We start from the raw sequence: 15,652 nt of genomic DNA, 5'->3' as shown, positions 1-15,652 counted from the left end.
AAGGAGTTTTACATGGGCATCCGTATTACTGGTACAGGCTTGTACCATCCTGAAGAAGTGATCACCAATGAAGAATTGGTGGATTGTTTAAATGCTTATGTGGAACAATTTAACACTGAAAATGCTGAAAAAATTGAAGCAGGTGAGGTTGTTGCACGTCGTGGTTCAAGTGCAGATTTTATTGAAAAAGCATCCGGGGTTAAACGCCGTTATGTGATTGAGAAATCTGGTGTACTGGACATTAACCGTTTAAGACCACGTCTTGAGGAACGTTCTGATGAGGAACTTTCGATTCAGGCAGAATGGGGCGTAATCGCAGCAAAACAAGCGATGGAAAATGCTGGCGTGACAGCGGAAGATATTGATGTTGTAATTCTTGCTTGTTCAAACTTACAGCGTGCTTATCCTGCTGTAGCCATTGAAATACAGACTGCATTGGGTATCCAAGGCTATGCCTATGACATGAATGTGGCATGTTCAGCAGCGACTTTTGGTTTAAAACAAGCTTATGATGCTGTTAAAACTGGTGCTCGCCGTGTGTTATTGGTGAATGTTGAAATTACATCTGGCCATACAGATTACCGTTCACGTGACTGCCATTTTATCTTTGGTGATGTGGCAACAGCTTCGATTATTGAAGAAACAGAAACCAAAACTGGTTTTGAAATCGTAGATACGCATTTATTTACCCAGTTCTCAAATAATATTCGTAATAACTTTGGTTTTCTAAACGGCTCCGAATTAACCTCTCGTGACGATAAACAATTCCGTCAGGATGGACGTAAAGTCTTTAAAGAAGTTTGTCCGCTGGTCGCAAAAATCATTTCTACGCAATTGGAAAAGAACAGTATTCAACCTGAAAATGTTAAACGTTTCTGGTTGCATCAAGCCAATGCCAATATGAATGAATTGATCCTCAAGCTGATTGTTGGGCGTGAAGTTGCAGAAGCTGATCCTGAATTAGTCCCAATTATTTTGGACGAGTTTGCCAATACCTCTTCGGCAGGCGTGATTATCGCATTGCATCGTACCGCGGATCAGGTCAATGATGGTGAATATGGTGTGCTCTGTTCATTCGGGGCAGGCTATTCTGTAGGTTCAATCCTTGTTCAAAAGCATGTTGCTTAAATCACTGTTGTAAAAATAACAGTTCACTCCTTCTTTTTAAGAGGGAGTGATTTCCCAACATTTAAATCAATTTAAGGATGCTAAAAGCCTGTTTAAAAAATTTTTAAATTTCACAAGCGGCAGACCAAAAATGTTGAAAATCAGTTTGTAGAGATACAACATGACGGATAAAACTTTAACAATACGACACAATGCCAAACTGATCCGATTGATCAGCAGTTTACAGCGCTTTTATTTTCGCCCAACATTTTTAGGCGCTGAAAACCTTGTAGCCCATAAACCCGCTATGTATGTAGGAAACCACACCATTTACGGTGTGCTTGATTCTCCTATTCTGATCGACTATTTATTTACAGAACATAAGATTGCGGTGGTGAGTTTAGCTGATCATATGCACTTTCATATCCCAGTGTGGAAAGAAGTCGTAAAGCGGGTTGGCGGCATCGATGGTATTCAGGAATATGCCAAAGCAGCCATGCGCCAGGGATACTCTATTCTGGTTTTCCCAGGTGGCGGGCGAGAAGTCATTAAGCGCAAAGGCGAGGCTTATCAATTGATTTGGAAGCAGCGTTTCGGTTTTCTAAAGTTAGCCCAAGAATTTGGCTATGAAATTGCACCTTTTGTGGCTTTAGGCGGGGATGAAGTTTTTGATTTGGGTTTTGATGTCAACGTTTTACTTCAACAAAAATGGTTTAACAAAATCTTGGCTAATCCCAAAATTGATCGTTTTCTTCGACACGGTGAAGTGATTCCCTCAATTCCAAAGCATCTTATTCCTAAACGAATTCCATTTTATTTTAAATTTATGCCACGTTTAGCGACTGATCAGATTAAAACAATGGATGATATGATTCTATTTAGAGATCAGTTACAGCAGCTGATTTATTCTGAAATTGAAGCATTAAAGCTGTATCGGTCAGAAGATGTAGACTTCAAACATACAGATGCTAAACACACAGGTTGGGATTAACCTATGTTTGAACTTCAAAACAATTTAAATGATTTATTTAAACAATTGAATCCGCGTCGACAAATAATGCGAGATGTTAGTTTCTTGCCTAAAGATATTAACTATATCAAATTTCTAAAAACATGCACTGATTCTGAAATTACAGCAGATATTTATCTGTTTGGGTACGAAAATACAGTCAAGGAAAATCAATACTTAGCACTCAATTTCCCAGAACTATCTAGGCGAGTATGGACAATAGGGCGAAGTGGGCAGGGTGATGAATGGTTTCTTGATCGGCAGTCTTTAGAAGTGCTCTTTTATGATCATGATTTGGGCTTTACTGATGCGCTAAATCGCCATTCACTTCAGTCCATGCAGATTAATTTTTTTCAATTTTTACAATTTGCAGTGTTGCTGCAAGAATTTGAAAATTATATGGATGAATCAATGACTGATAATGAATTTGCTCAATTTGAGCAGGCAGTAAAACAAATAGATATTGCACTTTTTTCAAACTATCCATTTAATTACCAATAAATAAGACAGGCATTCATCAAGTTGAATATTGAATTCATCAAGGAAACAAATATGTATACCGCTTCATGCCTTTGTGGTGGCATTCAATTAAAAATTCGGAGTGAAATTTCCGAAATCTTTGTCTGTCATTGCCAACAGTGTCAAAAAGCCCAAGGTTCTGCTTTCGTCGCCATTACTCCGATTCAAAGTAAAAATTTAGAAATTGTTCAGGGGAAAGAATTATTTGCTGAGTATTATGCAACGGCAAATAAAAAAAGAGTGTTCTGTAAACACTGTGCTTCACCTTTATTTAGTGCGCGTTTAGATTTGCCTGATGTGGTTCGGTTACGTGTTGGAATCATTAATGAAGCTGTTAAGGCAAAAATTATGTCACATGCATTTACCGAGAATAAAGCTGCATGGTTTGAAATTTTGGATGATTCACCACAATTTACACAAGCCGCATGTTAAGTTTGGTTTAACATGCTATGAATAAAAATGATCAACTCGATTTAATATCAGTTTATTTGATCGAACGTTAAAAATTATTTTTTTAAGTATTTGAATTTTATTTGTTTTTAATTTATTCAAAAGATGGTTTTAGTGATTCTATAAAGATTAAAATGCATTGGTGTCTCTTGAGGGATTCTGTATAATTTCAGAAAAATAAACTTTAAATGAATTGAGGACATACATGACAAGAATAGTCGTTGCCGCGAAACAAGATCAAACTTTGTTGCAGGATACTCAATCCAAATTGGTTGTTTTAGATCGACCATCGATCATTCAAATTGGGGTTACACAACAAGATGTTAAAACGCTGGAACAATCTGGCGATAAGCTCATTGTGACTTTGAAAAATGGAGAACAGATTGTTTTAGAGGGTTTTTTTCAAACCCCTACAACCACAGTACACGCTTTGGCATTTCCAAAAGCGGATGGAACATTTAGCCTAGTCCAATTTGATGAGACTGGCAAATTCTCCAATTATACGGGTCTGCAAAAATTAGATTCACTACTATATGAAAGTGCAAATACTGTTCCTGCTCAACCCCTCAGCGCTTATGAGTCGCCCTCTACATCCACTTCGGATTTTTCATTTTCTGAGCTTTTTTCTTCAAGTGCAGCCAAAGCAGGTCTAGCAGTTGTGTCGGCAATCGGATTAGGCTTGGCATTGATAGACAGTGGTGATAGTAAATCAAGTACAGCTCCAGACATCACTGCGCCTAAAACACCTACCGCCACAATTAATGCAGAGGGTACGAAAATCAGTGGCACAGCTGAAGCAGGTGCAACAATTTATGTGGTCGATAAAAATGAAAAAGTCATTGTTACGGTCAAAGTGGATAAAGATGGTCAGTACTCGGTAACCTTGCCTGAAGCGCTGCTCAACAACAACAGTTATTATGTCAAAGCCAAAGATGATGCAGGAAATTCATCAGGCTATACGCAAGTCACGGGAACAAAAGACAGTATTGCGCCGTCAGAACCTCAGGCACAATTAAATGATCAAGGAAACATTGTTACCGGTAAGTCTGAAGCCAATGCAACCATCAATGTTTATGATGCATCCGGTAAATTAATCGGCACTGCAAAAGCCAATTCCGAAGGCGTGTTTTCAGTTGCAATTTCACCTGCTTTGACGGCCGGTCAAATAGGAACTGTTGAAGCGATTGACGCGGCAGGAAATAAATCCGAACAGCACAAAATAGAATTGGGCAAAGATACCATTGCACCGGATCAACCGAAGTATGAACTCAATAAAGAGGGAACGACCATACTGGGTACAGCCGAAGCCAATGCCAAAGTCATTATTCAAGATTCGACGGGTGCTGTGATTGCAACAGGCACAGTCAATGCACAAGGGAAATTCAATATCACAATTTCGCCGGCTCTGGGAACCAACCAAACGGGAAAAATAATCATTGAGGATGCAGCCGGAAATCAATCCAAAGCCACTGAAATTAAACCAGGGCAAGATAGTTTGGCGCCTGAAAAACCTGTAGCCAGCTTAAATGCTGAAGGCACAATGATTACGGGAACTGCAGAAGCAAATTCCAAAATTACGGTCTATGACAGTGCCAATAAACTGTTGGGTACTGCAACGACAGATGCCAATGGAAATTATACGGTCACCCTTTCAACTGCTTTGACTGAGGCAAAAGTGGGGAGTGTCTATGCTACAGATGCTGCCGGAAATCAATCAGCAGTTGCATCTGTAACAGGAACTAAAGATGTTACGCCACCAGCCAGTCCTAAAATTACAGATGTAATAGACGATGTCGGTGAAACCAAAGGTTCAATAGCTGCTAATGGAAACACAGATGACAAACGCCCAGTGATTTCAGGGACTGGGGAAGCCGGTGCGACCTTGATTATTTATGACAATAATAAAGCTGTAGGAAAAGTCACTGTCGGTGCTGACAGCAAATGGTCATTCAGTTTCGACTATGATTTAAGTCTGGGGGCGCATAGCATTACCAGCGTACAAACGGATAAGGCCGGAAATACCAGTTTGATGAGCGATGCACGTTCATTTACGGTGGTTGAAGTGGGAGTGAAAGCAGCAGTTATTGATGAACATTCTATCATTGATCAAAACTTGGCAGATTCCCATCTCCTTTTATCGAATCAGATTGTCAATGCTGAGTTGAATTCTGGTTCGAATGCCCAGAGTGATATTTTGCGTCATAACATGCTGCATGCACAACCCAATAGCCTTGATTTAACCAGTGAGCATATTGCAAATCTGCTGCAAACAACTTATGAAGCGAATGATCCCACTCAAAAGTATTTGGATACTGGCCATGAGACAACCGTAAATGATTTGTTTTTGGATGCTGCTGTTAAGTCGACAGACCAACAGATTGAGAATGTGATTACAAGTTCAATGACGCAAAGCGGTACGATAAGTGAAAACGTCGTGAATTTAAACTCAGAACCTGCTGAGCAACCTATGCGTGATTTACAAAGCACGACTGTATTATCGACAGATGCCATTGCCGAGTTATTAAATTCACAGCAGGTACTGTTTTAATTGAGATATACGGAATAAGCACCTAGGGTGCTTTTTTATTGATATAGATTTAGTATACAGTAAGCGACTAAGTTCATAATCAAAAAAATCCAGGATTACAATTTTCATGCCAGATGTTGTAGAACACAATCAATTTCAAATTTCTCTCGATGCATCTTCAAGCTTAAATTTTACTTTTCAGCAAAACGCGATTCCTTTGATTCGTCATATATCCTTGACTGGGAGTAAGCCACTTTCTGAAAGTAAGCTTGTCATTGAATCTCATCCTGTATTTATCCAACCTACTGAGATTCGAATCGGTAAAAGCGATATTGAGCAAAGCATCTATCTCAATAATCCCAAACTCAATTTTGATCTCAATTTTCTGCTCCACCTGAATGAAAATATAAAAGGCTATCTAAATTTAAAATGGTTGGACGCAGAGGGACAGCTGTTGGCTGAAAAACAGCAAGATATTGAAGTGCTGACAGTAGATACATGGGGTGGAGAAAAACAGCCACTTGAACTTTTAGCCTGTTTTTCACAACCGAATGCGGTTTCTTTAGCACCTGTGCTTCAACGTGCCAGTGAATGCTTGGTACAGAAGAATCTAGGTCGCCTAAATGGTTATATGGATAAAAGCCCTGAACAAGTTTTCAATCAGGTTAATGCAATTTGGCAGGCAATGTGTGAACAGAATTTACACTATATCGTTAATCCTGCAAGTTATATCCAACATGGACAGCGTATCCGTTTTGCCAAACAGATTTTAGAAGACAAAATGGCATGTTGTTTGGATAGCACCATGTTGATGAGTTCTTTACTTGAGCAAATTGGACTTGATCCAATGGTGATGATTGTCCAAGGTCACAGTTTTATCGGTGTATGGTTGCATGAAACTCCTGTTGCTGATGTTTTAATTGATGATCTTCAGGCTTTACGTAAGTATATGGAACTTGGTGCCATTACTTTTATCGAAACCACCTTATTAAGCTCTCGTGCAAGTCTGCAGCAAGCCATAACTTCAGCACAAGAATATTTACGTGATGCTGAAAAAATTGAACAGTTTTATGTAGCCGTTGATATTCGTCAAAGTCGTTTACGTGGTGTACGTCCTATTTCAACACAGCTTGATGTGGCGCAAAATTTAGATGCAGATGAGATGACATGGACAGCAGCATCTTTACCTGAATATGCGGTGATGGATGCAAATGTAAACGTTGCAACGCGTGTACAGCGCTGGTTAAGACGTTTGCTGGATTTAAGTTTAAGAAATAAGTTATTAAATTTTAAAGATAACCGTTTAAGTATTCCCTTGCAGTGTTCTGAGAAAACTTTAGCCGCTTTAGAAGATGCTTTGGCTGAGAATAAGGGCTTTTTCTTTCAAAGTGTGGATTATATTTCTCTTAAAGATGTCACTCGTGAAAATGAAGCCCAACATGTTCAAAATTATATTGATGAAAATCTACAGCGCCAATTGTTATTTAGTGGCTTAGACAGCGAGACCTTAAATAAACGTTTGGTGGAAGTTTATCGCGCCTCACGCACAGCTTTGGAAGAAGGTGGGGCAAACACTTTATTCTTGGCAGTTGGTTTTCTCGAGTGGAAAGAATCAGAGAAAGCCCAGAAAACATTTAAAGCGCCGCTTTTGTTAATTCCCGTGCGGATGACACGAGAGTCGGCAAAGTCTGGTTATCGCTTGTGGATGTATGATGACGAGCCACGATTCAATTCAACACTGTTGCAATTGTTGAGACAGGATTTTGAAATTGAGGTCAGTGGTTTGGACCCGCTACCAACAGATGGATCGGGGATAGATGTCAATGCTGTCTTGCAAATTATACGCCGAGCCGTAGTCCATATGCGAGGATGGGAGGTGACTGTTGAAGCCGCGATTGGTCAGTTTTCATTTTCAAAATACTTAATGTGGCGAGATCTGTCTTTACGTATACAGCAATTAAAAGAACAGGCTGTGGTTCATCATTTAATTGAAACGCCACGCGAGCCGTTTAAAAAGCAAGAGGCTTTTCCGCATCCTGCTGAACTCGATCAAAAATACCAACCCAAACAGCTGTTTACCCCATTATCTTCTGATTCTTCACAGCTTGCAGCCGTGATGTCCGCAGCTTTAGGGCGGACATTTGTGCTTTCTGGACCACCGGGAACAGGAAAGTCACAAACCATTACCAATATGGTGGCGCAATGTTTGGCAGATGGTAAATCCGTACTTTTTGTCTCTGAAAAAATGGCTGCATTGGATGTGGTGTATCGCCGACTGAATCAAATTGGATTAGGGCATCTTTGTCTACAGCTTCATTCTGCCAAAGCGCAAAAAACAGAAGTGCTTGATCAGCTTCGTGAACGTGCAGAAAATAACAATAATCCTTATGCAATCGCCCAAAAAGAAACCCAACACGAATGGCAATTACTTTCACAACATCTGGTAGAAAGCCGTGATGCACTCAATCAGCATGTGCAGGTGTTGCATCAACAACATTCAATAGGATGGAGTTTATTCGATGCCATGAGTGAGGAGCTGTTACATAGAGAGACCGAAACATTGCGTTTTGATCTCAATATTCAACAATTGAGCCATCAAGCACGTTCGCAGCTGAAAGATTTGGCTGTCAAAGCATGGCTGCAGTATCAACAAATTTCGAGCAGCGTTCGGGATTGCCTGAATGGATTTGCCGAAGGAAGTTCTCCGAATTTCTGGAATCTGATGTGGCAAGATCAGTATCAGCACAACCAACAACGTATTGCAGAATTAATTCCTCAAATACATCGTTCGCTACATGCTTGGCAAAATATTTGTCAATTTAAGCAAGCAGAAAATCTACAACAGATTCAAGCTGACTTAGCAGTCTTCCAGAAAATATTTGCATTTAGTCAACAATATGATTTGAAGCTGCTAAAAATTATTGATGGTCTAGACATACGTCAGATTTCCGAAGCCAAAGCGGTCAGCACAGAGATTGTCCAAAGTCAGACGCGTTTGATTTTTAAATATGATTTTTCCATTTATCAAGCGGAATTAAAACAGATTGAGTTTAATTGGCGCGAAGCTTCTGCCAAGTTTTGGCCGTGGTCTTGGTTTGGCAAGTATCAGTTAAGAAACTTGATGCGTAGCTATCACACCGAGAAACAGCGACCTTCTGCCATGGTGGTGGAGAATGATCTGCCATTGCTGATGAATATCCAAACTCATCAGCAACAGTTTAAAGCGATTGAAAATAGTTTAAGTACCAAACTGCAAACCTATTGGCAAGGTGAAAAAACAGATTGGGCACAGTTTGAAAACATGTTGCAGGCTTGGACCCAGTTGAACAGCCAACTTGCAGATCGTATTTCCAGCCCAGCAGTGTTATTACAAGCATTGGACTTTGCAAGTCAACAGCAGTACTTTGAAGCCGAACAATCTATTGAAGAATTACAGCAATGCTACGCACTGCTATTACCAGATCAGCAGATCCAGACGGAAAATTCAAGATCATATACACAGATTGCATTTGCAGCATTACTCACACGTCAGCAAAACTTACAGAACGTGATCAGCAACTGGCGTCACTGGTTAAATTGGCAAGGTTTAAAAACGCAGCTTCAGCAACAAGGTTTGTCTCGTTTTGTCCTATATTTACAACAGCACTGTTCAACTGATCTGGGATCTTCGTCTACCGAGGTAAAATTAGATCAGGAACAAGTTGCACGACTCATTGATATCAATCTTGCCCGTCAATGGATCGTTCAACAGTTTAGTCTGCATCCTGAACTCAACCAGTTCAATGGTGAGTTACATCAACAAAAAATTCTTAAATTCTCACAACAGGATCGTGAACACCAACAATTTGCCAGTGAGGAAATTACCCGACGTTGGCATAAAATTTTTGAAAATCCTGATGAGTTTAAAAAGCAGTGGGCATTACTCAACAAAGAGTTGGGGAAAAAACGTCGACATATTCCAGTGCGTGAACTGATCAAACAGATTCCAGATGTGATTAGGGGGCTTAAGCCGTGTATGTTAATGAGCCCATTGTCAGTTGCTCAATATCTCGATCCTGAATCTAAGTTTGATGTCGTGATTTTTGATGAAGCGTCACAAATTCCTGTCTGGGATGCAATTGGTGCACTTGCACGAGGAGAGCAATCCATTGTTGTTGGTGACAATAAACAAATGCCGCCCACCAGTTTCTTTGGAAAAGGAGATAGCGAAGAGGTTGATGAAGATGTCACTGAAGATTTGGAAAGCATTCTGGATGAATGTTTAGCTGCACAATTACCAGAACTGGTCTTGAATTGGCACTATCGTAGTCGTTATGAAAGCCTCATTCAGTTTAGTAATCAAAAATATTATAAAGGTGAGCTGTTGACATTTCCTGCACCTGTAGCAAAAGACAGGGCAATTCAATTGCATGCTGTTGAAGGTGTATATGACAAGGGGGACACTCGAACCAACAAAGCCGAGGCTCAGGCAATAGTACAGTTTATTCTGCAACATTTAACGGATCAACTGAGCGCAGAAGTTAAACAAACCATTGGTGTGGTGACGTTCAATATTACTCAACAAAAACTGATTGAAGATTTGCTTGATAATGAATTGGCACAACATCCTGAATTAGAACAACTTAGCCGGGATGGCTTTGAGCCATTATTTGTTAAGAATTTGGAAAATGTACAAGGTGATGAACGAGATATTATTATCTTTTCGATTACTTATGCACCCGATCAACAGGGCAAATTACTGATGAATTTTGGTGCATTGAATCGTCAGGGGGGACAGCGCCGTTTAAATGTTGCGATTACACGTGCACGTCAAGGTCTACATGTTTTCTCAACCCTCCGTCCAGACCAGATTGATTTGTCTCGAACCAGTAGTGAGGGTGTGCGTGATTTAAAGGATTTCTTAAATTTTGCGCAAACCGGGCAAATGGCGTATTACTCACAAGCATTTGAAACCGAAAAGGCTAAAGATGAACTGATGCTGTATTTGCAAGCGCAATTAGAATATTTAGGTTGGAAAGTCGACTTGGCAGTAGGCAGTGGAGATAGCCGTATAGATATTGCTATCCAAAATCCTTATGTTGCTGGGCAGTATTTAACAGGTATTTTGGTGGATGGGGATGATTATGCCAATGCTGCAACTGCACGAGATCGAGATCAATTGCGTCCTTCTGTATTAACCGGACTCGGTTGGAACGTGATTCAATTGTGGACCGTGGAATGGTGGCTTGATCCAAAAGCAAATCTAGAAAAATTACAGAATCAATTAAAAGAACTTGTGAATTTAAATAAGCTACTTTCATAGAATAAACATTTTTAGTGTGGTTTTTATAAAAATGAGACTTAATTTATGCATTGTAATTTTACAGTAAAATAAGTCTCACTTTATGTAAAATTATTTAAATAAACCATGTAGATATAATTAAAAAATCTTTAAAAATCACTAATTTCAGGTATATCTAGTTATGTAAAGTTATGTTTAGATGATTAATATTTAATCTATTACATTTGGGCATATCATGAATAAAATTTACAAAGTTATCTGGAATGCGCAGCTTGGTTGTTGGCAAGCCGTTTCAGAACTTGCCAAGAATCACCGTCCTTCACAAAGCACAGTCATTGATCAGAATAAGACAATGGGGATTGTTGAAAAAGTATCAGCTCTGCTTATATTTGGATTGGCACTGTTGCCTTTGTCTGTACTGGCGGCGATTTCAAATACCGAGTTACCGACAGGCGCTCAAATTAATTTGGGTGCGGCAACGATTTCTCAAAATGAGCATACTCTGAACATTAATCAAAGCAGTCAAACACTGAGCACCAATTGGAACAGCTTTAACATTGGTCAAGATGCGACAGTCAATTTTAACCAAAATAATGCATCTTCAGTTGCAATTAACCATGTATTAGACAGTAATGCTTCGCAAATCATGGGGCGTTTAAATGCCAATGGTCAGGTGTTCCTACTCAATCCGAATGGTGTGGTTTTCTCTAAAACCGCTCAAGTGAATGTTGGGGGACTGGTTGCTTCAACGTTAGCACTCACGGACCATGATATTCAAAATGGTCAATTCATTTTAAAAGGCGATGCCAATAGTCATGCAAGTATAGAAAATCATGGCGCTATTCAAACTTCACAAGGTGGAACAGTAGCGCTGATTGCGCCGAATGTTAAAAATACAGGTTCTATTACCACACCGAATGGGACTACACACTTAACATCCGCTAGTCAAGTCACGCTTGCTTTACAAGATGGTTCACTGACCCAGTACCAAGTGGATCGAGGGGTTCTTAAAGGTTTGGTGGACAATGGAGGAGCAATTCTTGCTGATAATGGCGCAGTCTATTTAACTGCAAAAGCCAAAGACAATTTAAGTAAAGCAGTTGTCAATCATTCAGGCATTATCGAAGCCAACCGTTTAAGTCAAAATGCCAAAGGCGAAATTATTCTACTGGGTGATATGCAAACGGGCACAACCACTGTGAGTGGTGTACTGAAAGCTGAAGGAAAAAATGGTCAGGATGGTGGATTTATTGAAACCTCGGCCGCTGATGTTAAGATCGATCAAACTACTTCTGTGTCCACTCGATCCGACAGTGGAAAAACAGGAACTTGGTTAATCGACCCCACAGATTTCAGTATTAATTCGGGTAATGCATCAGCAAGTAGTAGTGGCATTGGTGCAACCACTTTAGCAAGCAGTCTTGCAACCAGTAATGTCATATTACTAACCAGCACTACGGGTAACCAAAAGGGTGATATCAATGTTAATGCTGATGTGACTTGGGGGAGTGCGACTAGTCTGACTTTAAATGCACAAAATAACATTAATATTAATGCCAACATTACAGCGACCAATAATAGTGGCAAACTTAATTTGATTTATGGGCAAAATACAGCCAATACCAGCGCAAATTATTATATTAACAATGGTGCAAAAATAAACTTAAAGGCAGGGCAGAACTTTAGTACCCAAAAAGGAACAGCAGCCACCATTAACTATCAAGTCATTACGGCTTTGGGCGCACAAGGTTCAACTACAAGTCAAGATTTACAAGGTATTAATGGTAACCTAAGTGGTAATTATGTGTTGGGTGCAGACATAGATGCCAGCAGTACGGAGCTATGGAATGGTTATACAGGATTCGATCCAATTGGCTTTTATAATGCAAATTTAAGCCCAATGGATCTATCACAACAGGCTTTTCGTGGACGTTTTGATGGATTAGGTCATACGATCAATGGACTTAGTATTGAATCTATGTATCAGGGGATCGGGCTGTTTGCGATTACGCATCAGGATGCACTGATACAAAATGTTGGGCTGACCAATATTGGTATTTCAGGTTATGGAAAAACTGGTGGTTTGGTTGGGCTTAATCTGGGCACAATTAATAATGCCTATGTCAACACAGGGCTGGTCACAGGTAATACTGAACAGTATGGTGGATTGGTTGGCTGGAATTTTAATTATGGCAATATTTTAAACTCATATGCCAATGTGACTGTAAAAGGGAAATATTCAAATAATAACTATATTGGCGGTCTGGTTGGTTATAGCGATGGGTTAATCAGTTCTTCTTTTGCAACAGGTCCAGTGACAGGAAATAATTATGTTGGAGGATTGGTTGGAGGAACTTCAGGACCAGTCAATAATTCTTATGCTACAGGCACAGTGATTGGAAATCAATATGTTGGTGGATTAGTTGGTTTTAATGGAGGAAATGTTGATAAGACTTATTCTTCAGGTAATGTCATTGGGAATCAGTATGTTGGTGGTCTTGTTGGTGGTGGAAATGGTACAACTACAAATAGCTTTTGGAACACCAGTACTTCTGGTCGATTAAGCAGTGCAGGTGGTGTAGGTAAGACGACAGCACAACTTCAACAAATTGCGACTTTTGCGGATTGGGATATTGATGATGCCGGAGGCACTGGTAAAATTTGGCGTATTTATGAAGGTAGATCTGCTCCCTTACTACGTCATTTCCTAAAACCTTTGGTCACAGAAGTCGTCGCTAATTTTACTGACAAAACTTATGATGGGGTGATTGCTTCAGGAACGCTAGCTTCAGGACTAAATTATAAAACAACTGGTAAAAATGCAGGTGTTTATAGTTTAAATGATGGTTCAATCTTGATCAGTGGCGTTCCTACAGGGGCAAATACAACACAATTTGGTGATGATGTTATATATAAAGACAATGGTGGATCAGGAACACTGACAATAACAACAAAGAGTTTAAATATTGGTGGCTTAAGTGCAGTAAACAAAGTTTATAACGCATCAAAATCTGCATCATTAACAGGAAATGCAAGTATTGTAGGTGGAATATCGGGTGATTCTATTTCGTTGTCTGGAACTGGAATTGGATTATTTGCTGACAAAAATGTCGGTAATGATAAAAATGTCACTGTTTCAGGTTTTACGTTGTCAGGAACAGATGCTTTAAATTACACATTGCTACAGCCGACAAATCTTAAAGCTAATATAACGCCTGCAATTTTAACCATCAATGGAATAAGTGTTGCAGATAAAACCTATGATGGTTTGTTCAATGCAACCATAAACGGCACTGCTTCAATTAATCCAATTGCAGGAGATTCTGTTGGATTGACTGGTAGTGGTATAGGAACATTTACAGATAAGAATGCAGGAACCAGGTCTGTGATCGTAACAGGCTATAACTTAACAGGTGTGGATGCTGGAAATTATATTTTTAGTCAGCCTATAGGTTTAAGTGCCACAATTCACAAAGCACAAGCCATTGTAAAGGCCAATAGTTTAAATACGACCTATAACGGCAAAAATCAAACAGTATCAGGCTTTACTGCAACAGGTCTGGTCAATGGCGAAGATAGCTCGGTATTGACAGGTGTCATAGCCTCTGTAACGGCTAAAGATGCAGGCAGTTATGCGAACAAAGCCAATGGCATCGATAAAAACTACGATCTAACCTTTGTCGATGGCGCATTGGATATTGCCAAAGCCAAAGCGACTGTGACAGCGAATAGTTTAAATACGACCTATAATGGTAAAAACCAAACAGTATCGGGCTTTAGCGCAACCGGCTTAGTCAATGGTGAAACTGAATCTGTACTTTCAGGTGTTACAGCATCCGTAACGGCTAAAGACGCAGGCAGTTATACAAACCAAGCCAATGGCGTTGATCAGAACTATGATCTAACCTTTGTCGATGGCGCATTGAATATCACCAAAGCCAAAGTGACTGTAACAGCGAATAGCGTATCAACTGTTTATAACGGACAAAACCAGACTGCATCAGGCTTTACTGCAACAGGTTTGGTGAATGGCGAAGATAGCTCGGTATTGACAGGTGTCACAGCCTCTGTAACGGCTAAAGATGCAGGTAGTTATACGAACAAAGCCAATGGCGTTGATAAAAACTACGATCTAACCTTTGTCGATGGCGCATTGGATATTGCCAAAGCCAAAGCGACTGTAACGGCGAATAGCGTATCAACTGTTTATAATGGACAAAACCAGACTGCATCAGGCTTTACTGCAACAGGCTTAGTCAATGGTGAAACTGAATCTGTACTTTCAGGTGTCACAGCCTCTGTAACGGCTAAAGATGCAGGCAGTTATGCGAATAAAGCCAATGGTGTCGATAAAAACTACGATCTAACCTTTGTCGATGGCGCATTGGATATTGCCAAAGCCAAAGCGACTGTAACGGCGAATAGCGTATCAACTGTTTATAACGGACAAAACCAGACTGCATCAGGCTTTACTGCAACAGGCTTAGTCAATGGTGAAACTGAATCTGTACTTTCAGGTGTTACAGCGTCCATAACGGCTAAAGATGCAGGCAGTTATACAAACCAAGCCAGTGGTATTGATCAGAACTACGATCTATCCTTTGTCGATGGCGCATTGAATATCGCCAAAGCCAAAGCGACTGTAACAGCGAATAGCGTATCAACTGTTTATAACGGACAAAACCAGACTGCATCAGGCTTTAGCGCAACCGGCTTAGTCAATGGTGAAACTGAATCTGTACTTTCAGGTGTCACAGCA

General features: G+C 40.0%; 7 protein-coding genes. All 7 read left to right on the top strand.

Features of this window, described 5'->3' with window-relative positions:
* Nucleotides 1-12 precede the first annotated feature (12 nt).
* Entirely contained in the window at nucleotides 13-1,128 is a 1,116-nt protein-coding gene (locus OSH00_RS00035) for a beta-ketoacyl-ACP synthase III (protein ID WP_004831494.1), read from the top strand.
* Between the two features lie 160 nt (nucleotides 1,129-1,288).
* Nucleotides 1,289-2,098 (top strand): lysophospholipid acyltransferase family protein, encoded by an 810-nt coding sequence (locus tag OSH00_RS00030; protein ID WP_266128712.1) that lies wholly within the window; start codon nucleotides 1,289-1,291, stop codon nucleotides 2,096-2,098.
* Between the two features lie 3 nt (nucleotides 2,099-2,101).
* Nucleotides 2,102-2,617, top strand: a complete 516-nt coding sequence (locus OSH00_RS00025) for a hypothetical protein (protein WP_266128711.1) — start codon at nucleotides 2,102-2,104, stop codon at nucleotides 2,615-2,617.
* A 51-nt stretch (nucleotides 2,618-2,668) separates the two neighbouring features.
* Nucleotides 2,669-3,067, top strand: coding sequence for a GFA family protein (locus OSH00_RS00020; protein ID WP_266128710.1), 399 nt, complete (start codon nucleotides 2,669-2,671; stop codon nucleotides 3,065-3,067).
* Nucleotides 3,068-3,290: 223 nt separating this feature from the next.
* Nucleotides 3,291-5,633, top strand: a complete 2,343-nt coding sequence (blp2, locus tag OSH00_RS00015) for an Ig-like repeat protein Blp2 (protein WP_266128709.1) — start codon at nucleotides 3,291-3,293, stop codon at nucleotides 5,631-5,633.
* Between the two features lie 106 nt (nucleotides 5,634-5,739).
* Nucleotides 5,740-10,914, top strand: a complete 5,175-nt coding sequence (locus OSH00_RS00010; RefSeq protein WP_266128708.1) for a DUF4011 domain-containing protein — start codon at nucleotides 5,740-5,742, stop codon at nucleotides 10,912-10,914.
* 214 nt (nucleotides 10,915-11,128) lie between these two features.
* On the top strand, nucleotides 11,129-15,652 hold a 4,524-nt coding region (locus OSH00_RS00005), incomplete at its 3' end, for an MBG domain-containing protein (protein WP_266128707.1).

The organism is Acinetobacter nematophilus (assembly GCF_026344175.1).
In the GTDB taxonomy this organism is placed as follows: domain Bacteria; phylum Pseudomonadota; class Gammaproteobacteria; order Pseudomonadales; family Moraxellaceae; genus Acinetobacter; species Acinetobacter nematophilus.
The sequence above is the reverse complement of the archived record's forward strand: the minus strand, read 5'-3'. Positions and strand labels throughout refer to the sequence as shown.

Coding starts and splice junctions, on each gene's coding strand:
- OSH00_RS00035 (WP_004831494.1), top strand. CDS start 13: ATGGGCATCCGTATTACTGGTACAGGCTTGTACCATCCTGAAGAAGTG.
- OSH00_RS00010 (WP_266128708.1), top strand. CDS start 5,740: ATGCCAGATGTTGTAGAACACAATCAATTTCAAATTTCTCTCGATGCA.
- blp2 (WP_266128709.1), top strand. CDS start 3,291: ATGACAAGAATAGTCGTTGCCGCGAAACAAGATCAAACTTTGTTGCAG.
- OSH00_RS00020 (WP_266128710.1), top strand. CDS start 2,669: ATGTATACCGCTTCATGCCTTTGTGGTGGCATTCAATTAAAAATTCGG.
- OSH00_RS00025 (WP_266128711.1), top strand. CDS start 2,102: ATGTTTGAACTTCAAAACAATTTAAATGATTTATTTAAACAATTGAAT.
- OSH00_RS00030 (WP_266128712.1), top strand. CDS start 1,289: ATGACGGATAAAACTTTAACAATACGACACAATGCCAAACTGATCCGA.